Source organism: Oceaniglobus sp. K40-3 (assembly GCF_055808395.1).
In genome coordinates, this window is sequence record NZ_CM147868.1 from 1,818,655 (window position 1) to 1,842,829 (window position 24,175).

The window sequence follows — 24,175 nt, forward strand, 5'->3', positions numbered from 1 at the left end:
AGCGCTAACAGATGTGCGGGAAATACGATCTGCCGCCCGTTTCGCGGCAGGTCAGCGCCAGCAAAGACAGTGAACACAGTTTCGTTGGATGTCCCGTTTCCCGTAACGTCAAGTTCCGTAGCGTTATCTGTGGAGTAGGGGTTTCCCCACTTTTGATTTTCGCGCCCGCAGCATAAATTGGCCACGTTGGCGCGGCCCAACGCTAAACCCTTCAACGGCTGAAACTATTCCTGCTGATTGCCGTGGTTGGGAAAGACGGTGGCACGGTAATCTGCGCGGTGTTGCTGTTTTGTGAAAGGTGCCTCGTCCACAGGGGGATTGTTGCCAGTTTCGCGCCTCTTTGAGTGGAAACAGTGTGTTTTGGGCCAAGTCACTAAAAGTCGGTTCAAAAAAGACTGTATTTGTAACGGACGGTGCGTGGGGTGCCAATTCTGAGTTTACGGTGTGCAGGGTTCTGCATGCCGCGGGGTATACGACGACTGGAATCCGGGGCGGATTGCCGCCGGGTTTCAATGCGACCACACAGCTGCTGCTATTGATGTGCGGCATCCTTTTGGGGAGCCAGGGGTTTGAGAGAACAAATTTACGACAGCGACGCCTTCGGGTTTGCGCGCGTCACCGAAGGCCCGGACGACCACCACCCGGTGGTCTCGGCCCTGTCATCCGGGCTCGTGTTTTCACGGCGTCGCGCTCCGATGGTGCCACGGGGGCCGTTGCCCGGATCAATGCGGTATCGCGCGTTGGGCAAGCGGATTGTCGATATCATTTTTGTTCTGCTGTCGGCGCCGCTGACGCTCACCATCGTGGCGCTGTGCGCGCTGGCCCTGTGGATCGAGGGCGGATCGCCGTTTTACCGGCAGGACCGTCTGGGTGTTGGCGGGCGGCGGTTTTCGATCCTCAAACTGCGCACGATGGTGCGCGATGCCGACGAATGCCTGCAACGCTATCTGGATGCCGATCCGGCCATGGCGCGGGAATGGGCGCAGACCCAAAAGCTCAAGCATGATCCGCGCATCACCCGGGTGGGGGAATTCCTGCGCACCAGTTCGCTGGATGAACTGCCACAGTTCTGGAATGTGCTGAAAGGCGATATGAGCCTGGTCGGCCCGCGTCCGATGATGCCTGACCAACTGGCATTGTATGGCGATCCCTATGCCTATTTCGCCATGCGCCCCGGTGTGACCGGATATTGGCAGGTGTCGGCCCGCAACGAGAACCACTTTTCGTTCCGCGCCGAAATCGATGCGCAATACCATGCCAGAATGTCGTTGTTGGGGGATCTGGGCGTGATGATGCGCACGGTCGGTGTTATGTTGCGGCGCACCGGATACTGACAGGCGGCCCCATACTGGCCGCGCGGGCGCCACATCACCGCCCCTTTGATTTGCGATCCCGGTTGGTAAACCGATGCCCGCGCCCGTAAATCCGGGTGATCCGGTGTTGGTCCAAACAAGATTGGTCATGCGATGAATGATGTGTCATTACCACCTGATCCGCTGGATGCCCTGTTTGGGCCGGAGGATTGGGAAGATGTCGAAGGTGGGCGCAAGATGAACCAATCGCGCAAACCAAGGGAGCGATTGAAACGCGACAGCGGTTGGGCGCAACGCCTGAGCGAGGTTGTCGCCCGTGCCGATACCTCGGTGTTCACGCCCACGTCGCGGGGGGCGGGGCGGTCGGTGTTGTTTCCCCATGAAAACGGGGTGGAAACGCCGCAACGCAGTGAAACCTGGGTCGGCCTGCGGGTGATCCAGCCCCGCGCGCGCAAATATGAACTGGGTGGCGCGCCGCTGGCCAATCATTACCGCGAAAGCGATGTGTCGCGGGCGGTCGATCTGCTGCGCACCCAACTGATGCACACCCTGCGCCAGAACGGTTGGACCCGGATCGCGATTGCCGCCCCCACGCCCGGTTGTGGCGCCACCTTTACCGCCGTCAATCTGGCCATGTCCATGGCCCGGGTGCCGGGCAGCCGCAGCATTCTGATGGATCTGAATCAACGCAATCCCGGTGTGGCCGATGCGCTGGATGTTCACGGCGGGGGGAAATCCGCCATTTTCTGGCCGGGCGCGTGCCGATGTCACACCATCTGGTGCGCCTGTCCGATACCCTTGCGCTGGGGCTGAATACCGTGCCGTTTCAGGACAGTGCCGACATTCTGCACGACCGGCGCACCGCCGAAACCCTTGAGGCGATGCACACTGCGCTGACCCCGGATGTGGTGATCTATGACATGCCGGCCATTCTGACCCATGACGATCTGGGGGCGTTCCTGCCGCAGGTCGATGGGGTGCTTTTGATCTCGGATGCGACGCGCACAACCGCCCGTCATATCGCCGAATGCGAACGGATATTGGCCGGGCAGGCGCCGCTGCTTGGGGTGATCCTGAACCGGGCGCGCCCGTCCTCCGTGCGAAAATACAGCCGATAACGGTCAATTGTCCCCGCGATGGCCACAGTTTCGCCCCGTTGATCTGGTTTCTCGGGGGCACGCATATTATTTCTACGTCGCTATGCCTTCAAGACTGGGATGAAACACGATGGGTCCGATTTATTCGCTGGACGATTTTCTGGATATGGTGTGGCGGCACCTGCGCCTGATCATCGGGTTGACCCTGCTTGGCTGTATCGGCGCGCTGATCTATGCCGAAAACCAACAGCATATGTATCACAGCGCCGAAGTGATTCAGATCGAAGCCCCGAAAATCGCCAATGATCTGGCGCCCTCGACCGTGGCCGGATCATCGGCCCGGCGGCTGCAACTGATCGAACAACAGATCATGGCGCGGGGCAGCCTGATTGACGTGATTGAAAAATTCGATCTGTTCGCGGATCTGCCGGGCATCACCCTGACCGAAAAGGTGAACCGCCTGCGCGAAGGGGTTTCAATTGATGGTGTGGCCGCCGTGCGCGAAGGGTTTGCCGACGATGGCACGATTTCGGTCGTGACGATTTCGGCCAATATGCCCACCGCCCAACAGGCCCAGGACGTTGCCCACGACATGGCCCAGCGGACCATCGCGCTCAGCGCCAGGTCCCGCGCCGAACAGACCAAAGCGACGCTGGAATTCTTTACCGCACAAGAGGACAAGCTGACCAGCGAAGTGACCGCGCTTCAGGACAAGATCGCCGATTTTCGCGCCGCCAATGATCTGGCGATTCCGGGGTCGCTGGAATTTCGCCGGGGCGAGATTTCGACGATCAATCAGGCGATCCTTGATATTGAACGCAGTCGCATTTCCGTCCAACGCCAGTTGGATCAGGTGGACCGCAACGGCCGACGCGCCACGGTGAAACGCGAGGTCGATGAATTCGAGGCAGAACTGGCCGGGCTGGACAAACAGCGTGATATGCTGCGCGAACGGGTGGCCAACCTGCGCGCCAGCATCGACACCAGCCCCGAGATTGAACGGCAGGTATCGGCGTTTGAACGCCAGTTGCGCCAGTTGCAGGGCCAGCTTGACGTGATCAGCACCCGCCGCACCGAGGCCGAGGTGGGCGCGCGCCTTGAGGCGCGCAACGACGCCGAACAACTGACCGTGCTAGAGGCGGCGCCGCTGCCCGAATATCCCTATACCGGTTCGAAAAAACGCCGCGCAGTGATGGGCGGGGTGGCGGCGGTTCTGGCGGCGCTGGCCGTGGCCTTTGCCCTGGATCTGCGCAAACCCGTGTTGCGCACCCCCACCCAGATGAAGCGGGAAACCGGCCTTACGCCCGTCGTGGCCATTCCGTTTCTGGCGGCGAAACCGATCCGCGCCTCACGCTTTGCAAGCCTGCGCCATCGCCTGCACGATTGGCTTGCGACGCGGCGCAGCCGGGCGATCGAACCGCCCGACAACGCCTGATGTAAGGCCGCTCAGGTGGCGGCGATCATTGCCGCGATTTGCGGCCAATGCACCCAGATCGCAGCCACCGCCACGACAGTGCCATAGGTGAAAAACACCAGATCATAGACCGGATCCCACACCTTGTGATGGCGGGCGAGCCAGATGGCAAACGGGTGGGTCAGCAGGCTGGAAATGCCCCAGGCAACCAGCGCACCGATCAACCCAAAGAACGACACCCCGATCAGCAGCAACCCGACCTGCAACACCGCACGCGCACAGGTGAACACGAAAAACCGCCGCAGATCCCCATAGGCCAGCGCCGCCTGATCATAGGGCAGGCCGATCACCTGAGGGATTTGCGCCGTGGCCAGCAGCACCAGAATGGCCCCGGCGTGAAGATACCGGGTATCATACAGCAGATCGACAATTTCGGGGCCGAGAAACGCCGCGATGGTTAACAGGGCCATGATCGGCACAGCCAGAGTATAGCGCATCTTGCGCAGCTTGCGCGCGTTCTCGGGCGATTGGGTGGGCGGTGTATCACGATAGATCGGAATCAGAACCTTACCGGTGATCGCCTGACCCAGCGCAAGGGGAAAGGCCGCAAGGAAAAACCCGATGTTATAAACCCCAAGGATATTGAGCGACAGAAATTTGCCCAGAATTGCCTTGTCGCCCTGCGAGCCTGAGAAACCACGAGGCGGTGGAGAGGAAAATCCACTTGCCGAACGTGACCAGTTCGGTTGCGGCGGTGGGTTCCCAGCGAAACCGGTTGCGCATTCCGGGCAGGCCGAAATGGGTCAGAACCAGTTTGGCCAACGCCCCGATCACACCACCAAGCACCAGCGCCAGCACCGACTGCAAAAGCATCGCCAGAACAACCATGGAAAGGATGCCGATGGCCTGACTGGCCAGATCCAGCATCGTCAGCCGCCCCATCAACAGGTGACGGTGGGCGGTTTCGATCCGGGTGGGCAGGAACCCCGCAATCGCCAGGGAAATGCCCGCCACCGGCAGATATGTCATCAATTCGGGCGCGCCGTAAAACATGGCGACGGGCCACGCCAAAAGACAGGCCGCCACCCACAGGCCGAATCCACGCATCACCTGAATCGTCCAGGCCGTGTTCAGGAAATCCGGGTCATCGCCACGTTTGGAATGGGAAATCGACGGGCTGATGCCCACATCGGAAAACATCGCCAACCCGACCGACACCACCCCGACCAGCGCCATCATCCCGAACGCTTCGGGAAACAACAGGCGGGTCAGGATCAGGTTCGAGACAAGCCGCATCCCCTGACTGCCGGAATAACCGATAATAATCAGCGATGAACTGCGCATGGCCCGGGCCATCAGCCGGTTATCCTGCATTGCATTCAGCAACCGTTTCATAGCCATCACTCGCCCCTTCACTTGTTAAGCCTGTTTATGGGGGAAGGCTGGACATTGGCCAGCGTTAATCCCTAAGATTTTCCCTGTTTCCGCCACAGTCGTGCCGTGAATTGCGCACTGTCCGGGTGTAGGAAATCGCAATCGGTGCCGTTGTCCTTCGGCCGCTATTCAAGGGCGTGATAAAATCAATATTAAGGACCGCCAGCCGTGAAGATCGCATATGTGATGAACACCTATCCGCAGCCGTCGCAAAGTTTCATCCGACGGGAAATTCACGCGATGGAACGACAGGGGTTCGAGGTGCTGCGCCTGCCCATGCGGCGTTTCAATGATGTGCTGGTCGATCCCGCGAATGAGGCCGAACGGCAGCGTTCGGAATATGTGTTACAGCAGGGGATGGGCAAATTGCTTGGCAATTTTGGCCGCCATCTGTTGCGCAATCCGGGTGGGGTGTTGCGGGCGTTCAAGCTGACCATGGGGCTGGCGCGCCGGGCGCGGGGGCATCTGCTCAGCCATCTTGGCTATGTGGTCGAGGCGGCCTATGTGGTGCAACGCTGCGCCGATGAGGGGGTGCAGCATGTGCATTGCCATTTCGGCACCAACGCCCCCGCCGTTGCCATGCTGGCCCGGGCCATGGGCGGCCCGCAGTTCAGCTTTACCGTGCACGGTCCCGAAGAATTCGACACGCCCGAGGCGCTGTCGCTGGGCGAAAAGATGCGCCATTCGGCCTTTGCCGTCGGGGTCAGCCAGTTTGGCCGCTCGCAGCTTTTTCGCTGGGCCGGGTTTGATGTCTGGGACCGGATCAAGGTCGTGCAATGCGGGATCGAACCCGAGGTGTTCCCCGAGGTCACGCCGCTGCCCGAACGGGGCGATGTGCTGCGCGTGGTGCTGATCGGGCGGTTCGTGGAACAAAAGGGCCAGATGTTTCTGGTGCGCGCCATGGCCCGCCTGAAAGACAGCCACCCCAACATTCACCTGACGCTGGTGGGTGATGGCCATATGCGCCCGGATGTGGAAAGGGCGCTCCGGGAGGCCGGGATCGAGGACCGCGTCACCCTCACCGGCTGGGTCGATGAAGAACGGGTAAACGCTGAACTTGCCAATTCCCACGCGCTGTTGATGCCCAGCTTTGCCGAAGGCCTGCCCATGGTGATGATGGAGGCGATGGCCACGGGCCGCCCGGTGATTTCCACCTATATCGCCGGGATTCCCGAACTGGTCACCCCCGATGCCGGCTGGCTGGTGCCTGCGGGCGATGACGCGGCGCTGGCGGATGTGCTGATCGAATTGTTCAACACCTCGCCCGAACGGATGGTTGAAATGGGCCTGGCCGGGCGCAAACGGGTGCTGACGCGTCATGATGTCGATGTTGAGGCGGCCAAACTGGCCGAACACATCCGCGCCGCCGTGGGTTAACGCCCGCGCGCCCAGGGCGAGGTGCTGGCAAACAGCGGTGATTTCACCGCCAGCGCCACGGCGACATACACCGCAAACCCGACCGGATCGCGCAGCATCCGGCGCAGCAATCCCCCGGGCGTCACGCCGGGGGGATCGTCGTTGCGCAGCAGGGCGGGAAAGCGTCGGGCGATTTCATCAACCCCCGCGTTCTGGCGCCGCCGGACCCGCACCAGATTGCCAAAACCTTCGACCATGGGCCAGTCATAACCGGCGCCAACCCGGTGCCGTTCACCGGGCGCAAATTGCAGCCGCACAAAGGTGTCGTCCGAAATAATATGGGGAAAGGCCCCCAGCGGGCGCGCCCGGCGGCATTGACAGCAAACACCCCGAACCCCGGCGCGCCCTGGGTGACAAAGGGCAGGGTGACCCAAAACCGTGCATAGGCGCGGGTGATCCAACTGTGCGCCCGGCTGACATGGGGGCTGCCACAGGCATATCCGGGCGCGGGGCCATCCAACGCCCCGGCGATCTGGGCGATCAGGGGCGGGGTTACCACCACATCGGCATCGAGATAGAGTCGAATATTGCCCGATGCCGCAGCATCCCCCAGATTGAGCGCGTTCAGCTTGCCCCCCTCGGGCGTTTCGATCACTGCAAGGGTGCTGCACCGCTGCGCCGCCGCGGGGGCAAAACCACGGGCCACTGCGGCGGTATCATCGCTACAGCCATTGGCCACGACGATGATCTGCATCCCCGGCCCGTCAGAGCGCAGCAGCGCCCCAAGACAGGTGCCAAGATACCCCGCCTCATTATGGGCGGGGAGGATCACGCTTACCGTCACTGAGCGGCCTTCAGCGCCCGCCAGCGAGGATTGTCATCGTCCAAGTGCCGCCGCGCGCCCCAACTGCCCCATTTGCTGGGCGCATACACATCGTCATAGGCGTTGAACATCTGTCCGCCCAATGCATACCAGCCCGCAATTAACGTCGTATAAAGCGCGCCCATTTCAGGGGTGTAATTGAAATGTATGAAGAAATCCGTAAGCGCGGCATCATCCACCATGGGGCCGATTCCGGTCAGATGGGTGCCGCCCTCATACATGATCAGGCGCAGGCCGTATTGATCGGCCACCCCCTTGTGATAGGGCAGAACCCGGCCCAGAAGATCGGCCAGCGTATCGGTGGTATCGCCGGTGATTGACCCGTCGCGCAATTCCTGCGCCGCCATGGCAGTGGCGTGGTCCACACCCTGTGCCAACCAGCCGCGCACAATATCTGCCCGGGCCTCGGTGCCAAGAATGCCGCCGAAATACCCGGTCACGGCATAGGCATCAAAGGCATCCACCGGGGGGCGTGGCCCTCGGCCACCGAAAGGGGCGCGGTCAGGATCGCGTCTTCCAGACCCAGCCATCCGGTTTGGGTGGAAATCACATTGACCAGCCGGTCAGCGGGCAGGATGGCGGACCACAGGCCAGCCACCTCGGCGGCGCGCATGGCGTAATATTGCACCCCGGCATTGTCGGTGTTCCAGCGCGCTTTGGCCTGTTCATCGGCCCATTTGGTTTGGGCGAACTGCCAATTCCACACCTCGTTTGAAAACTCCACATAGGCGCGGTGTTCAGGGTTCAGACCGTCGCGCACGACACTGGCAAAACCGGTGACATAGGCATCATCCGCCAGATGGGGCATGTTGAACCACGGATCGGCGCCCACCCTATTGGCCAGCCGCAGCATCACTTCGACCGGCACACCTTTTTCGGCATAGGTATAATCACCGGGTTTCGGGCGGTTGGCCCATGTGGATTGGGTGGAATTGTTGGTGGCCATCCAATCCATGAACCGCAGCGCGCCAAAGCCGTGCAATAGCGAAATCCAGTCCGGGTTGAACACCGCGCCATTGTCGAAATCCGCCACCCGGTCGGCGCGCACCACGGTGATCGCGCGCACCGGATCGGCCGGGTCGGTGCGTTGAATGCGAATGTCCACCCCGCCGGGGCCGGGGGTGTAATCGAACGTCACGCTGGTCTTGCCATAGCGTTGGTTGCGCCCGCGCCCCGCGACCTCGACAATGCCCTTGCCTTGAAACCGCAACACATACTGGCCCGTAACACCCCCGGTGTTTTCGGGCAGATCGGTCAGGATCAGGGTGCCGATACTGCTCAGACTGTGGGGCAGGCGAAGGGGCCAGCCATCACCGCCCAGCACCCCGTCGGCGCGCAGATCGCCCACCTCGACCCCGCCCCATTGCCGGGGTTTGTGGCCAATCCACGGGCGGGCGGTTTTCATCAGATCAAGAAACGGCAGTTGCACACCCCAATCGTTGATGGCGGCAAGGTTGATCGCCATATCCGTGACATGGGCGGAAACAGGCGCCGTTTCAGGGGCCACGGGCGGCACCGTTACGGGGGCAGGCGCGTTTGGTTGCACCGGCGTGGTTTCCGGCGGGGATGCACTGGCGAATGCGCGGGCGGTTTCCCCGGCAATCGCCTGTAAGCGCGCAATCAGCGCCGGATCGGCGGTTGCAAGGCTGCGGTCGTATCGCCCGCGCATCGCGTGGGGCAGGCCTTTCGGGTCTTGGCCGCTGAGCATGGCATAGCTGACCAGTGCCACGAAATAATGGCCCAATGCGTTGGGGTGAATATCATCGTCAAACAGAGCGTGGATGTCGTTCAACCCCGGCACATCGCCCGCGTCGATGGCATCGGCCAGCCGGCCCATGGCCTGCCCTGCCGGAATAAGGGTGCCGTTTGCCGCATCCGCCAGCCGCTGCCAGATCGGCAGATCCTCGGTGATCCGCTGGCGCCAGGGCACTTCGGCGCCATCGTCAAATTCCACGGCGGTGCCGGTGCCACTGTTCAGGGAATGCCAGGTTTCCAGCATGAACACCCGCACATCGGGGTTGCCCTGGCGCGCCAGGTCGCCAAAGCGCGCGGCATATCCGGCGCTGTCGCTCCACTGCACATGATTGGCCAGCGGAATCGCCTCGGTCAGGATCAGCGCGTCATAGCCATTGGGCAATGCGGCGCGGGCATTCACCCCAAAGCGAACCTCGGGATTGTCCCAGTTCCATTTCAGGGGCGCGCCGTTGATGATCTGCGCCTCGACATGGGCATCGCCGCCCCCCGCCTGCAAAAGCTGTTCCAGCATGCCCGGCTGATCCGGGCCGATCAGGGAATGGCCGATCATCAGAACGGTGGAAAGGGTGGACAGCAGGCTCATGCCTTGGTCACCTTTGGCCGGGGTGGTGCAGGGTCAGCCCCGTCAGGATCAACCCATGGGCGCGGGCAAACCGCCCCGCCAGAACCGTGCCGCTGGCAAAGGGGCCAACCGCACGGGTAAATGTGGCGCGATAGGTGCCATGGTCAAGATCGGGCAGAATGGCGATGGCTTGAAAATCCAGCACCTCGCGCGACAGGGGGTATTGCGCCTTATAGGCGGTTTCCTTGGCGCTGAAGATCAGCTTGGCCAATCGCGCCATATCGCCCCGAGGCTGGTCGTTCAGCCAGTTCTGCTCGGGCGTGGTGCAGATCATGTCGATCATGTCGGGATCAAGCGGTTCATCCTCTTCCACATCCACCCCAAGGGATTGCACATCGCGGGCGCGGGCCATGGCGCACAGGCACAGGCTGTCGCAATGGCTCAGACTTCCGACAAGGCCACCGGGCCAGATCGGGGCACGGTCTGGCCCGGGCAGAACCGGCTGGGCCGGATGGCCAAGGGCGGCCATGGCCCGCTGGGCGGCAATGCGCCCGGCGGTGAATTCCAACTGTCGCTTGGCCACCATCCGCGTCATCCCCGCCCGTTCGGGGCGCAGCAGGTTGCCCATGGGCGCACGTGGATCACACAGGGCAATCGCCACGTCACTGTCGAACAACCGGCGCACAAAGGGTTCAACCATCGCCCCGGAAAAGGCGGTGTCGGAAATGGGAAAGTCGGAAATGGCGATCACCCTGTTTTGCTCCCGCGACCCGCCCGCATGGCGCGCCGCCGGGATATGGTTTCGGCGCGCGCCGGGCTGTCGTCAACCCTTTGCGCAGCGTCTGTGGTGGGGGATTGCCCCTTGGTCAGATGCGCCGCCAGCGCCGCCAAAGTGGGAAAACGGAAAATATCGGTGATCGACAGGCGCGGGGCATTCAGCGCCGCGCGGATTTCGCGGTGCGCCTGCACCGCCAGCAGGGAATGACCGCCAAGGGCGAAAAAATTGTCATCGCCGCGAATATCACCCACCCCAAGGATACGCGCCCAGATCGCGGCAATCGCCGCTTCGGCCGGGTTTTCCGCTGCGGCCCCCAGATTTGCGGGCCTTGGGGCGCGTTCGGGTTGCGGTTCGGGCAGGGCGCCCCGATCCACCTTTTTGTTCGGGGTCAGCGGAAAGTGATCGAGCGTGACCAGATGTGCCGGGATCATGATGTCGGGCAGAATGGCCAGATGGGCGCGCATGGCGGGTTCCGTCAGGGGCGCACCGGCGGTGACATAGGCCACCAGCCGCGTATCGCCGCCCATATCGCGCGCAATGACCACCGCCTGTTTGACGGCGGGATGTTCGGCCAGCCGCGCCTCGATCTCGCCCAGTTCAATCCGGTGGCCGCGGATTTTCACCTGATGATCGCTGCGCCCCAGAAAATCGAGGGCGCCATCCATCCGCCACCGCACCAGATCGCCGGTGTTGTACATGCGCCCCCCATGGAACGGGTTGGGCGGAAAGCGTTCGGCGGTCAACTCATCCCGCTGCCAATAGCCGCGCGTTACACCCTCGCCGCCGATGAACAATTCGCCTGCCACGCCAATGGGGGCCGGGGTGCCATGGGGATCAAGGACATAAACCTGTGTATTGGCGATGGGCGTGCCGATGGGCTGAATATCGGGCGCCTCTGTCACCGATTGGACGGTGGACCAGATGGTGGTTTCCGTCGGTCCATACATGTTGAGGATCTGCGCGCCGGTGCAGCCGCGCAGAGATGTCACCAGATCGCCCGGCAATGCCTCGCCGCCGATCATCAGGGTTTTTATCCGGCCAAGGGCCAGGCGCGCGTCGTCGTTCATGGCGATCATCCGCGCCATGGACGGGGTGCATTGCAGATGCGTCACCCCGTGGCGGCGGATCTGTGCGGCGATGGAAAAATCATCCTCGGCGGGGGCGGTGGTGGTGTTCGTTCGGTGCAATGCCTCGGCCAGGGGTTTCAGCCCCTCAAGCACCAGATCGGGCGCGATACCGTAATCAATCAGACAGGCGATTTCATCGACGCCGATGCGCTTCAACTGTTCGGCGCGGGCGACGGCATCGTCAATGGTGCCGAACAGGCCGGAATCCTCGAAATACCGCAGGAAGGCGAAATCAAGGATCGCTTCCATTTCCTCATCGGCCAACCCGCCCAGATCCACCTGAAACGGGTTGGTGACACCTTTGGGGCGTTTGAAGGCCGGAAAGGCCCAGGCGTATTGTTTGATCAGGCCCGCCGCGCTGCGCAGATAATCCTTCATCGGGTCGCGGGCGATGTCGCGCGCGGTTTCACGATCCTGCGCCAGATAGGTGTGCAGCATCAGCGTGACTTTGTGATCTGCCGGATCATGGCCCGCCGCGCGCAGGGCGTCGTGATAGATGGCGATCTTGCCCGCCACCTCATCCACGCTTTGGCCCAACAGGTGGGTCAATACGTTGGCACCGATGCTGCCTGCTTCGCGCCATGTGTCGGGGTTGCCCGCAGTCGTCACCCAGATGGGCAGGTCGGCTGACACGGGGCGGGGTTGGGTGATTACGGCAAAGGGCGTGCCGTCTTTGGTGGGGAATTCCACCGCGTCACCGCGCCAGAGTTTGCGCAGGGTGTCGATCGCGGCAAACATCGCCGGTTTGTTGGCGGGGGTATTTTCGGGGCGCAGCACAAAATCATCGGGCTGCCATCCGCTGGCGATGGCCAGCCCGGCGCGCCCGTTGGTCAGGTTGTCGATCACCGCCCATTCCTCGGCAATCCGGGCCGGATGGTGCAGGGGGCCACGCAAGACCCGGCGCGCACCGACAGGTTTTGCGTCACCGCCGCCACGGCGGCGCCCGTCACCGATGGGTTGGGATAGGGGCCGCCAAAGGCGTGAAAATGCCGCTCGGGCGTCCAGACGGCGTTGAACCCGTTGGCATCGGCAAATTTTGCCCCCTCCAACAGCAGTTCATATTTCTTTGGCCCGACACCGTCGTCGTTGCCCCAGTAAAACAGGTTGAAATCCATGTGCCGGTCACTGCGCGCCGGGGTGTCACCGGCAATCAGCGCGCGGTTTTCGTCCGATGACAGCACCAGCTTGAACCCCCGCGCCAGGGTCCAGAACAGCTCCAGCACCGAAATATCGAAGGAAAGCGAGGTAACGGCAAGCCAGACCGCGCCCTGTTCATGGTCGATCCGCTGATCCATCCCGGCAAAGAAATTCACCACGTTGCGGTGTTCGATCATCACGCCCTTGGGCAGGCCGGTGGAGCCGGAGGTGTAAATCAGATAAGCCAGATCACCCGGCCCGGCGCCGCCCTCGGGGTTCGTGTCGGAGGCGGTGGCAAGGCGCGGATCATCACTGACCAGAACCTGTGCGCCGCTGGCGGGCAGGGTGGCGATCAACCCGGGTTGGGCGATGATCACGCTGGCCTGACTGTCACTCACATAATGGGCGATGCGATCTGTCGGATAGGCCGGATCAAGGGGCACATAGGCGCCCCCGGCCTTCATGATCGCCAGTGTTCCGATCAGCAGATCGGGCGAGCGGTTGACGCAGATCCCCACGTGGGCCCCCGGCCCAACGCCCATGGCGCGCAGGGTATGGGCCATGCGGTTGGCTGCGGTATTCAGTTGGCCATAGGTGAGGGTTTCGCCCTCAAACACCAGCGCCAATGCTTCGGGGGTGCGGGCCACCTGCGCCTCGAACGCGGCGTGGGTGGTCAGGCTGCGGTCATGGTCGGTGGCGGTGGCATTGCGGGATTCGATCAACGCGCTCCACTCGGCCTCGGGCAGGGTATCGCCGTTGGCCAGAGCGGTGAGGCGCGCGATCAGCAGGTCGATGGCCGCCTCGCTCAGACGGTTCGCGTCCCAATGCAGCGTGGCATCATCCAGCGTCACGGTGATGGCGGTGCCGAAAACCGTGCCGGCCTCCGAGATGCAGATGCCCGGGCGGGCCAGCGCGATGTCGGGGTCGCGGGTGAACAGATCACGCAGAAACCCGGGGTGTTTGGCGATTTTGGCAAGCTGCGGTGCGATGGCGGCGCGGATCGTTGCCTGATCCCCCTCGGGGATGCGCAAGAACGCGGTGGTCGCCACAAGACCCGGGGCCTGTTTTACATGGCGGGCCAGGGCGGCGCTGGTGAAACCAATGTCGCCTGATGCCGCGCCGCAGGACAGACGCGCCCACTGGGCAATCAGCGCGATCAGCGCCTCACGCTCCAGCGCGGGCAGGTCCAATCTGCGGCTGTGCCAATCCTGTTCGATGCCCAGTGGCCCGGCAAGGGGCAGGGGAAAGGGGGTGGCGGTTTTCAGTTGCGCGCGCCAGTATCCCTCACCGGGGATCAGCGCGGCGGTGTCGCCCGGGGCGGGCGGTGCGATCACATGGCCCACGGGCAGCAGCGCGGCAGCGTCCACCGATTGGCCCAAGGGGTTGGTCAGCCCGGTCAGGCGCACCGCACCGTCAAGGGTGGCGATTGTTGCGCTGTCGCGGGTTGCGGCGATAATCGTGCCGGGGGCGCCGGTGTCGTCGGTGGTTTCAATGCCGCGCACCAAAAGCGGCAGGCCGGTGGTGGCGATTTTCGCCCGGCTCAGGGGGTTTTTATAGCCGTTGAAATCAAGGCCGCGCACCAGTGCGATCAGGTGATCGCTGCCTTGCGAAAAATCCAGCATCCCGGCATTTTCGGGCCGCGCGTTGCGGGCAAAATAACGCCTTTGTGACAAATCCTGTGCCTGCCGGTTCAGCCCGGTTTCCAACTGATCGATCAACGCCGGGAAACTGTCCATCGCCGCAGCGTAACATTTCGAATTCAGGGAAAATGCCGTGTCTTCCGGGGCAATATCAAACAGGCGTTGTTCCAGAATGTCGCCTTCATCAATGCCGCCTTCGATCATGTGCCAGGTGATACCGTGGCTGGTGTGGCCCAGAATGCGCGCCCATGCGGGGGTGTTCAGCCCGGCCATCTGCGGCAGGGGGCCATCGTGAAAATTCACCGCCCCCTTGCCCGCCTGTGCCAGCACGGCATCGGGGATCACCGACAGGTTGGCGATGGACAGCAGCCAGTCGACCGGCACCGCCAGATCATCCGCCCGGGCCACCAAAGGAAGGCCGTTTTCATTGGCCCAGGCGGTGATCGCGCCGTCGCGCGATACCACGGCGGCAATGTCATGCCCGCGCGCGCGCAGCATGTCGCCACAGCCGATCAACAGGGATTCGTCCCCGATCAAGACAGTGCTGAAATGGGTCATTTGCGGTCCTCACTGAGGGTCTGTGTGGGCAGGGATGGTTCAACAGGGCGCGGCGACCGGCCAATGGAATGGGCAATCAGATCGCGCAGGAAATGGGCGGGGTCGCGCAGGGGGCGGCGCTGAATCGCGCAGCGCAGCCGCCACAGGGCGGCCCCGGCGATCAGCGATGTCGTGGCCAGTGCGCCATATGCGCGTCCGTGGTTTTTACGGAAATAATGTTGGCGGGACTCAAACCAATAGCGGGGCATCCGGCGCCATGTTTTCATGCCCGTCGAAACCGATCCGATATGCACGACCCGGCTGTCGGGGATATACCATGTCTCCCACCCCGCGTTGGCGGCGCGGCGGGCCAGATCGGTTTCCTCGAAATAAAGAAAGAAAGTTTCGTCAAACAGCCCGATGTCGTCAAGCGCGCTGCGGCGCACCATCAGGCTGGCCCCCGCCACCCAATCGACGCGCTGTGCCTGCTCGGGGATTGGCAGGGCGACGATGGCGTTTTTCAACAAGCGCGAAAAGATGCCGGTGCGCACCGCGCCCTCAAATTCGCCGGCGATCGAGGGAAAACGAAAGGCGGTGCAATGGGTTACATCGTCTTCGCCGCGCACATGGCTGCCTGCAAACCCTGCCCTGGGGTGGCTGTCGAGGAACCTGATCAGCGTGGCGATACAGCCCGGATCGGGGAAGGCATCGGAATTGAGGATATAGATATAATCCGGCGCGCTGCCATCCGACAGCCCCGCGCGGATGCCCACATTGTTGCCCGCGCCAAAGCCGCCATTGCGCCCCGCCTGAATCACCCGAACGCGGCCCTGCGCGCCCCATCCCCGCGCCTCGGCGGTGTCGCGCAGCATTTCAAAGCTGCCATCGCCCGAGGCATTGTCGACGATCACCAATTCGCTCGCGATCCCCGTCATATCGGCCAGCGCGGCCTCGGCGGCGCGCAGGGTCATGGGCGCGGTGCGATAGTTCAGCAAGACGGTGAGAAGGGTTGTCATGGTTACTCCGCCGCCTGGAGCCGGGGCGAATGATCGGGCGTGCGATTGCGCCGCGGCACCCGCTGTGCCCGTTCGGCGGCGCGGATTACCTGTTTAAGACGCGCGGCCAACACGTTGACATTAGGCACCAAAACCATGCTGTCGTGATCGCCCGGCACCTCGATCACGTCGATATGGGGGGCGGTGCCTGTCCAATCGTTGTCGTCGAAAACATATTCGCGCGCCGCGCTTACCCAGTTGCCATTCGACACCTGCCAATGGCGGTCAAGAGGCGGACGGAACAGGGTCAACGGGCCATCCCAGGGGCGCAGATCATAGGTTTCGACGGCACGGCGAAACGCCGCTTCGATCTTGGCGTTGTCAAAGGCGTTGTCGCCGGTGGGCGCATCGGGGGCGCGGCGTTTTTCAAACTCCCACGCGATCCGGTTGCGTGCCCATTCGCCGAGGTACTTCAGACCCTTGCGTCTTATCTCTTGTGTTTTTATCATCGCCTTGTCCCGCCGGTTAAGCGGTGGGCGCACGGGCAATGGTGTGTCAAGCAGGGCCAGAACCGACACCTGTTCACCCTCGGCGCGCAATTGGTGTGCCATCTCATAAGCGGTTATTCCGCCACCGGAAAACCCGCCCAGCATATAGGGGCCGTGGGGCTGCACCTGCCGCAGTTCGGCCAGATAGGCGGTCGCGGCATCGGTGATGGTGCGGTGCGGTTCAATATCGCCCACAAGGCCCCGCGCCTGAAGCCCGTAAACCGGGCGATCCTGCCCCAGAGACAGGCCAAGATGGCGCAGGTTCATCACATTGCCGAACATGCCGGCGACGATGAACATGGGGGTTTTCGCGCCGCCACTGCCCTGATGCAAAGCGACCAGATGGTCGAAACCCGGGCCACCTGCGGCGCTGCTGCCGGCATCGGCGGCGGCGCCCGTGACATGGCCGACGCGCGCCGCGATCAGATCGGCGCAGGCGGCGATGGTCGGGGCCTCAAACAGGGTCGAGATCGGAAATTGCACGCCAAACGCCTTGTTTATCTGGGCAAACAGTCGCACCGCGATCAGGGAATGACCGCCGAGGTCGAAAAAGCTGTCCTCGACCCCGACCTGTGAAATGCCCAGAAGGTTTTGCCAGAACCCGGCCAGCGTTTCCTCGATTCCGTTGCGCGGGGCGATGAAGGCGCCGTCCAGTTGCGGGCGTTCAAAGGTCTGACTGTCGGCGGTGGGTTTCCGGGCCGGTGCCGCCGCGCGGGCGATGAGGGTGGGCAGATCAAGAGGCGAAAGGGCGATCTGCGCCGTGTCGGTTTTGATGGCCAGCGCCAGCGCCCGGCGCAATGCCTCGGCGCCCTCGGTCGGGCGGATGCCAAGGGCGACGATCTCGGCCAGCCGCTCTTCCTCGGGCGAGGGGGGCCGCGCGGTTCTATCGGCGAATTCCACCTCAGAGGCGGGCACGGGCGTGGCTTTTGCAAATGCGGCGGATTGAATTCGTTTCATTGCAAAATCAAAGACTTCTATCACGATGTTGCCATCACGATCGGTGATCGTTACATCGAAATTGGCATAGCCATCCTGCGTGTCGCCCCCGGGGGCAAGGCGCATCCAACTGGTGATTTCGGCTGGCAGCGGCGCGAACACCCGGATCGTGCCATAGGACAACGGCACCCAAAGGTGATCGGGCGCATAGCCCGGGGCCAGCGAAATCGCCCAGCCGGTGGCAAGGTCGAGCAGGCCCGGGTGCGCCGTGTATCCGTCGCCCAGGTCGTTGCGAAACCCGTCGGGCAGCGCAAGTTCGGCCAGTCCTTCGCCCGTGCCGAACGACATCTTTTCAATAACTTGCCAGCGGGGGCCAAAGGCAAGCTGTGCCTCTTGCGGTGACTTCAATTCGCTTGCCACATTTGGGCAGCGGGCGGCGATTTCCGCAAGATCCACCTTTCCCGGATCGTCGCACAGGGGCAGCAGCGTGGCTTGGGCATTCAGCACATGACCCTGCCTGCCATCGACGGTGACGCCACCAAGGATTTCAAGGGTTTGCCCGTCATCCGCCCGAGAAAGCCGAACCTTAAGTTCACGCCCCTGCGCGCCCACGTCAAAGGGGCTGAAGAATGTCAGATCCTGCAATTCAAACGTGGATTTTTCTTGTTGTATTGCAATTGTTTCTGCGGCGATCTGAATGTATCCGGTGCCGGGCAGAAGGGCATCACCCGCATTGGTGCGGTGGTCGTTCAGCACCCAATCGGTGGTTGCTGACAGATCGCTCTGGAAAACCCGGTTGCCGGTTGTGTCAAACCCGGCCCGGCGCAGCAGGGGTTGATTTGTCGTCGTGAAATCGGCTGGCGTATTGGTGGCGGTTGCTTCGGCTGCCATTCCAACCTCGGACCAGACACCCCAATTTATTGAAATCACGCGGGTTTTTGCGGTCCGGCGGGATTTGGCAAAGGCGTTGAGATAGTCGTTCGCGGCCACATAATCGATCTGCCCCGCCGCCCGTATCGCGGTGGACGTGGACGAAAACAGCACGAGGCAGTCAAGCGCGCCATCGGGGAACAGCGCGTCAATTACACGCAAGCCGTTGATTTTTGGTGCGAAAACCGCCTCGACCTCAAACCGTGATTTGGCCAGAAGGGGGCCATCGTCAATCATGCCGGCTGCGTGGATGACACCGCTGATTTTTCCAAACTTTTCCGTGGCTTGGGCGATGGCATCGCGCATCTGATCGACATCGCAGACATCGGCCTGACAGACCATCACCTGACCACCTGCCGCCTCAAGAGCGCGCAGCGCGGTAATGGCGCGGACGGTTTTATCGGCGGGGCTGTGGGTGCGCAGGTGCCTGTCCCATTCTTCGCGGTCGGGCAGTGCCGTGCGGCTGAGCAGGACGATATTGGCATTGTGCTGCGTGATCAGATCGGCGGCAATGGTCAGCCCGATGCCGCCAAAACCGCCTGTTATCAGATAGGTGGCGCCATCGCGCCAAGGGCTTTGCTGGGCCTCGGGCAGTTTGACCGGGCGCATGGATGGGGCGAACCGTTTGTCGCCGCGCCAGGCGGCGGTGGTGTTGGCGGGAGGCGCGAGCAGGTCTTCCAGCAGGCGGTCAGTCAGGGTGGCGCGGGCGCTTTTGCGCGGCAGTTCGATATCGAGATGGGCGCAGGTGACGCCGGGCAATTCCCGGGGGATCACGCCCAAGGGGCCTGAAACCATTGCCTTTTCGGGATAGGATAGCGGTTCGTTTGCGACTTGCGCCGCATCGTTGGTGATGCAGGTGATATGTATATCGCCCATGTCATGGTCGGAAATGGCTTGGGCCAGAAACATGAGGGAATAGAACCCATGTTCCTGATTTCTATCGAAAAAGCTGCTGCCGGGGCGGAAGGTTTCACGCTCGGTCAACAGCCAGAAATGGGCGATCCGGCGTGGCAGGGCATCGCGCCCGGCCAGATCGGCCATGAGACTGTCATAGCCTTCGCGGCCCCGCTCGGGCGACAGGGTATAATCGTCGCCCGACAGATGGGCATAGGTATCGCCGGATACAACCGAGATCACGCGATGGCCCGCGGTGCGCAGCCGGCTGATCAGAGCATCAGCAACGCCTGTATCATCCCTGAAAATAACCCAATTACAGGTGTTTGTAATGCAATCTTCAACCTCTGCATCAAGTTCGCTTAACCGTTGCCGCCACACCGGGCGATAGGCCCATTCTGACAGGTCATCGTGGCGGGTGGGCAGGGTAATATCATGATTTTCAACGTTTTTGCCCGGTTCGATGAAATAGCGGCTGCGTTGGAACGGATAGGTGGGCAAAACCACGCGGTTGCGCCGGGATTCACCCCAGATCTGTTGCCAGTCCGCCTCAACCCCCGTGGCCCAGAGGCGGCCGATGGTTTGGAGGAAATAGGTATCGTCGGCCATATCCTGATTTGCATGGCGCAGGGCGGAAATCACCTGATTGGGGGAAACACCTTTGCCCATTTGCGCCAGTGACGACAGGGCCTTGCCGGGGCCAACCTCAAGATACACACGGCGCGGGTTTTGCCCCAGATGGGCGATGCCATCGGCGAACAACACGGTATTGCGCAGTTGCGCGACCCAATAATCGGGGTCGGTGGCCTGTTCTGCGGTAAGGGGGGTGCCGGTGCGATTGGAAATCACGGGCAATGTCGGCGGCGCCAGATCAAGGCTGGCAAGAAAGGCGCGATATCGGGGCAGGATTGCGTCAAGCATGCGCGAATGGGCGGCGATGTCGATGGCGATCCGCTGACACTCTACCTCGCGGGATTTCAGGGTCGTTTCAAGGGCATCAAGGGCTGATTGCGGGCCGGACACCGCCGTCAGCGCCGGGGCATTTACGCTGGCGATGTCCAGATCGTCGCCAAGCAGCGGCTGCACTTCGGTCAGGGGCAGGGCGATGGACAGCATCCCGCCCGGCGCCACCGTATCAAACAACCGCCCGCGCAGCAGCACGAGGTCGATGCAATTCTCAAAGCTCATCACGCCGGCAAGGCAGGCGGCGGTGTTTTCGCCCATGGAATGGCCGATCATCGCCGTGGGTTTCACCCCCACGACAGCCAGAGTTGCGCCAACGCATATTCTACGATCATGATCAGCGGCAGTTGCACCGAGGGTTTTTGCAGGGTTTTTTCTGCCGCCTCGCGCGCCTCGGGGGGGAGCCACAGGGCGCGGATGTCGTAATCAAGCTGGGGTTGGAGGTGATCAAGGCCACGATCCATCCATTCGGCGAACACCGGTTCAGTCTCATAAAGATCGCGCGCCATGTCGGGATATTGCGCGCCGCCACCGGGAAACATGAAGGTGACGTCGGGGGTATCGGTCACCTTGTCGTGGGTGAACACGCGGCGCATATCGCCCTGCTCCAGCAGGGAAATCGCCTGTTCGTGGGTTTCGGCCACCAACGTGCGGCGCTTTTCAAAGGCGCGGCGCCCGGTTTTCAGGGTAAAGGCGACATCGGCCAGATCCTGTTCCGGGTGGGCGCGCAGGTGGGCCGCCAGTTGCGCGGCCTGCGCATCGAGCGCGGCTTTGCTGCGGGCCGATAACGTAAGGATCTGGAACGGGAAATCGCTTTCCTCAGAGCGGGCGCGAAGGGGCGGTTCCTCGATGATGGTGTGGGCATTGGTGCCGCCAACCCCCAGCGCGTTGATCGCGGCGCGGCGCGGGCCTTTGTGGCTGACCCAGGGGATCAGACGGTCGGCCACGCGAAACGGCGAATGGTCAAAATCAATCGCCGGGTTGGGGTGTTCATAGCCCAGAGAGGGCGGAATTTCACCGTGGTGCAGGCCCAGCGTCGCCTTGATCAGTCCGGCAACCCCGGCGGCGGTATCAAGATGGCCAATGTTGGTTTTCACGCTGCCGATGCGGGCAAATCCGGTGGCGTCGGTGTGGCTGCGCCAGGCTTCGCTCAGGGCGGTGACTTCGATCGGGTCGCCGAGATAGGTGCCGGTGCCGTGGCATTCGACATAATCAATGGTTTCGGGGTCAACCTGCGCGGCGCACAGCGCCTTTTCGATCGCGGCGGCCTGACCATCGACGGATGGTGCAAGATAGCCGGCCTTGGCGGCGCCATCGTTGTTGATCGCGCTGCCCTTGATTACGGCCCAGATATGATCGCCGTCCTTGATGGCATCGGAGAGGCGGCGCAGGGTCACTGTGCCTGCACCGCTGCCAAATACGGTGCCCTGGGCGCGGTGATCGAAGGCGTGGCAATGGCCATCGGGGGACAGGATTTCGTTTTCCTTGAATTCGTATCCGCGCCCGTGGGGCAGTTCGATGGTGACCCCCGCCAGCGCCATGTCGCAATCACCATCACTCAGCGCCTTGCAGGCGTAATGCACCGCCACCAGCGAGGTGGAGCAGGCGGTTTGCAGGTTGATCGACGGGCCTTTCAGATCAAACACATGGGACACACGGGTGGACATGAAATCTTTGTCGTTGCCGGTGTGGCGCAGCAGGAACATGCCGGTGTCGTTCACCAGATCGGGGTTCGAACAGATGTTGAAGTAAAAATAGCTGCCCATGCCGCAGCCCGCGAACACCCCGACATTGCCATTCAGGGATTCGGGGGTGTGGCCGGCGCTTTCCATTGCCTCCCACGCGGTTTCAAGGAATTTGCGGTGTTGCGGATCAAGGATCGCCGCTTCCTTCGGGGAAAAGCCGAAAAAATCGGCGTCAAACGTATCGAATCCCTCCAGCACGGCGGCGGCGGGGACGTAATTCTTGCGGCGGATGTTGGATTCGGATTCGCCAGCGGCAAGCAGATCGTCGTGGGAAAGACGGCGGATGGATTCGGTGCCGCTGCGCAGGTTCTGCCAGAATTGCGCCGGGGTATCGGCGCCCGGTACTGTCAGTGCCAGACCGACAATGGCGATGTCTTCGCCTTTGATCGCGCGCGCCTTGCTCATCTCAGGCCCCCTAAGCCGGATCGTTCCATACGCTGGTGCTGCGCCCGCAATATGGGCGCAACTGGTTCAGGAACCGTTGTTGTCGTGCCACATCGGGGCATACCCCGTCAAAATGCGCAGAACGACCTCACAGGGCAGGCTCCTGTGCCCTGACCTAGCGGCAGAAAGGGGCATTTTTAAGGAGTCGCGCGGGCCGTTCGTTTCCATTTCAACGACAATACCGTGGCCTGCCATGGGTGAACAGGGCTGACCCTAAAGGATTGTGCGTGGCCCAGCGGGCGGGGCGCGCCCGATGGCGGTGCCTTCGGGAAACAGGGCCGGGGCGCGATTGTCGCGGCGGACCTGCTCCAGATGGCCGAGAATGGCGCCCGCCATCAGCCAGGTGAACGGGATCAGCGTGGCATTCAGCAACAGATCGATCATGGTAATCGCCAGCATCAACACCAGCGGCATCACATAGGGCGAGACCTGTACAGCCCGGTTTGCCCGCATTTGCCAGCCGGTCAGAAAGACGGGCAGGGCCAGCAGGCCGAATTCCGCGATATACCCGACCCAGCCGAAGGTGCCGAAAACGATGATCCAGCGCCCGTCGGGAATTGACAGGATTTCGCCGGTTTCCCCGTCGCGGATCAGATTGCGCCCCCATCCGCCCCAGCCAAACCAGGGTTTCTCGGCGGCGCGGCCCAACAACAATTCTTCGTTATTGAACCGGTAATCGAGCGAGGCGGCCCGGTCACTGCTGATCGAGATCGGCCTGGGACAGGATGGCATCCAGCGGCACAAGATGGCCATTGCGCAGCATGGGATACAGCACCGCGACAAACGCACAGGCAAGGGCAAAGCGTATCTGCATCCTGGCCGAGGTGAACAGGATCAGCGGCGTCAGCACCACACCGTAGGCCAGCGAGGCGAGGCTTTTGCAGGCCACCAGCAACACCGCGAGATAGACAGTGATGGCGATGTATTTGAGTTTCTGTTCGGCTGGCGCCTGTTTATACAGGAACGCCGAGGCCAACAGCGTGGTCATGATGAAAAACGCCAGCCACAATCCATGGGGCAGAAACACGATGGGCCGATAGCCGCCGTCACGCATGGTCTGTTCGAAACTGTGCTGAAAGAACCCATAGATCCAGATGTGCAACTGCGGGGAAAAGCGGATCTCGAAAAATGACGGAACGGAATAGATCAGCCCGCCGATCATCAGCGCCCTGAGCATTTCCTGCATGCCCTTTTCGCTGCCCAGAAACTGTCGCCCCATGAGAAAAGGAAGCACTGCCAGCACCTTGAGCATCCCCAGCGCCAGAACATCGCGGATCGACAGGCCCGGCTGGCTCCCGGTGATGAACTGAATCGGTGCGGCGTCTTCCAGCACGCGAAACAGAATCGGATCGGCATTGTTCAGAACCGTGGGGATCGTGCCCAGAAGAAACAGCAGCACCAGCACCTTGGCCGGCCAGAACCCCGGAAGCAGCGCAATCCGGTGTTTCAGGACAAAGACAAGGATCACCGCCGTTGAAAGCGTCGGGATCGATGTCTTGTCCATGACCGGAACCAGCGGCAGGTTGAAACCGGTCAGTTCGGGCAGGATCAGATAACCGCCCAGCAGGCTCCAGATCAGGGCGCGTTCCAGCGGCATCCGGCGAAACATGAACAGGCATGCAAACGGCCAGATGACCAGCATCAGATAGGCGACGGGGTTTGGCATGCTCAGGCGCTCCGCAGGGGC

13 protein-coding genes and 3 pseudogenes are annotated in these 24,175 nt (G+C 62.3%); 5 read left to right on the forward strand and 11 right to left on the reverse strand.

The window, feature by feature from the left end; all coding sequences use genetic code 11:
• Positions 1 to 695 precede the first annotated feature (695 nt).
• From AC0L7P_RS09450 to AC0L7P_RS09465, 4 genes are all read left to right on the forward strand, one after another.
• Positions 696 to 1,334: a sugar transferase gene (locus AC0L7P_RS09450; protein WP_473435430.1), complete on the forward strand. Its 639-nt coding sequence runs from the start codon at positions 696 to 698 to the stop codon at positions 1,332 to 1,334.
• Between the two features lie 132 nt (positions 1,335 to 1,466).
• Positions 1,467 to 2,126, forward strand: coding sequence for a P-loop NTPase family protein (locus AC0L7P_RS09455; protein ID WP_473432600.1), 660 nt, complete (start codon positions 1,467 to 1,469; stop codon positions 2,124 to 2,126).
• On the forward strand, positions 2,078 to 2,431 hold the full coding sequence (locus tag AC0L7P_RS09460; protein WP_473432601.1) for a hypothetical protein: 354 nt from the start codon (positions 2,078 to 2,080) through the stop codon (positions 2,429 to 2,431). The genes AC0L7P_RS09455 and AC0L7P_RS09460 overlap by 49 nt, the downstream gene beginning before the upstream one ends.
• Positions 2,432 to 2,540: 109 nt before the next feature.
• Positions 2,541 to 3,845 carry a GumC domain-containing protein gene (locus tag AC0L7P_RS09465; RefSeq protein WP_473432602.1) on the forward strand — a complete coding sequence of 435 codons (1,305 nt, stop codon included), beginning with the start codon at positions 2,541 to 2,543 and terminating at the stop codon, positions 3,843 to 3,845.
• 11 nt (positions 3,846 to 3,856) lie between these two features.
• Here the strand turns inward: AC0L7P_RS09465 and AC0L7P_RS09470 are convergent, their stop codons facing one another.
• On the reverse strand, positions 3,857 to 4,492 hold the full coding sequence (locus AC0L7P_RS09470; RefSeq protein ID WP_473435431.1) for an MATE family efflux transporter: 636 nt from the start codon (positions 4,490 to 4,492) through the stop codon (positions 3,857 to 3,859).
• Positions 4,449 to 5,225, reverse strand: a complete 777-nt coding sequence (locus tag AC0L7P_RS09475; RefSeq protein ID WP_473432603.1) for an oligosaccharide flippase family protein — start codon at positions 5,223 to 5,225, stop codon at positions 4,449 to 4,451. The genes AC0L7P_RS09470 and AC0L7P_RS09475 overlap by 44 nt, the downstream gene beginning before the upstream one ends.
• A 201-nt stretch (positions 5,226 to 5,426) precedes the next feature.
• On the opposite strand from AC0L7P_RS09475, the gene AC0L7P_RS09480 reads away from it, so the two are divergent.
• A complete protein-coding gene (locus AC0L7P_RS09480) occupies positions 5,427 to 6,635 on the forward strand; it encodes a glycosyltransferase (protein WP_473432604.1) in 1,209 nt (402 codons plus the stop codon).
• Here the strand turns inward: AC0L7P_RS09480 and AC0L7P_RS09485 are convergent.
• The 9 genes and pseudogenes from AC0L7P_RS09485 to AC0L7P_RS09525 form a co-directional block, all read right to left on the reverse strand.
• Positions 6,632 to 7,482: pseudogene (locus tag AC0L7P_RS09485) on the reverse strand (glycosyltransferase family 2 protein). The gene AC0L7P_RS09480 and the pseudogene AC0L7P_RS09485 sit on opposite strands and share 4 nt — an antisense overlap.
• Positions 7,455 to 7,961, reverse strand: a complete 507-nt coding sequence (locus AC0L7P_RS09490) for a hypothetical protein (RefSeq protein ID WP_473432605.1) — start codon at positions 7,959 to 7,961, stop codon at positions 7,455 to 7,457. The pseudogene AC0L7P_RS09485 and the gene AC0L7P_RS09490 overlap by 28 nt, the downstream one beginning before the upstream one ends.
• Complete coding sequence (locus AC0L7P_RS09495) at positions 7,934 to 9,835, reverse strand: hypothetical protein (protein ID WP_473432606.1); 1,902 nt, start codon at positions 9,833 to 9,835, stop codon at positions 7,934 to 7,936. Before AC0L7P_RS09495 ends, AC0L7P_RS09490 begins: the two co-directional genes overlap by 28 nt.
• 7 nt (positions 9,836 to 9,842) lie before the next feature.
• Positions 9,843 to 10,565, reverse strand: a complete 723-nt coding sequence (locus AC0L7P_RS09500) for a 4'-phosphopantetheinyl transferase family protein (protein ID WP_473432607.1) — start codon at positions 10,563 to 10,565, stop codon at positions 9,843 to 9,845.
• Positions 10,562 to 15,054, reverse strand: a pseudogene (locus tag AC0L7P_RS09505) (MupA/Atu3671 family FMN-dependent luciferase-like monooxygenase). The gene AC0L7P_RS09500 and the pseudogene AC0L7P_RS09505 overlap by 4 nt, the downstream one beginning before the upstream one ends.
• Complete coding sequence (locus AC0L7P_RS09510; protein WP_473432608.1) at positions 15,051 to 16,049, reverse strand: glycosyltransferase family 2 protein; 999 nt, start codon at positions 16,047 to 16,049, stop codon at positions 15,051 to 15,053. Before AC0L7P_RS09510 ends, AC0L7P_RS09505 begins: the two are co-directional and overlap by 4 nt.
• 2 nt (positions 16,050 to 16,051) lie before the next feature.
• Positions 16,052 to 22,449: pseudogene (locus AC0L7P_RS09515) on the reverse strand (type I polyketide synthase).
• Positions 22,450 to 22,701: 252 nt separating this feature from the next.
• Positions 22,702 to 23,220, reverse strand: a complete 519-nt coding sequence (locus AC0L7P_RS09520; protein ID WP_473432609.1) for a hypothetical protein — start codon at positions 23,218 to 23,220, stop codon at positions 22,702 to 22,704.
• Positions 23,183 to 24,154, reverse strand: a complete 972-nt coding sequence (locus AC0L7P_RS09525; protein ID WP_473432610.1) for a hypothetical protein — start codon at positions 24,152 to 24,154, stop codon at positions 23,183 to 23,185. The genes AC0L7P_RS09520 and AC0L7P_RS09525 overlap by 38 nt, the downstream gene beginning before the upstream one ends.
• Positions 24,155 to 24,175 lie beyond the last annotated feature (21 nt).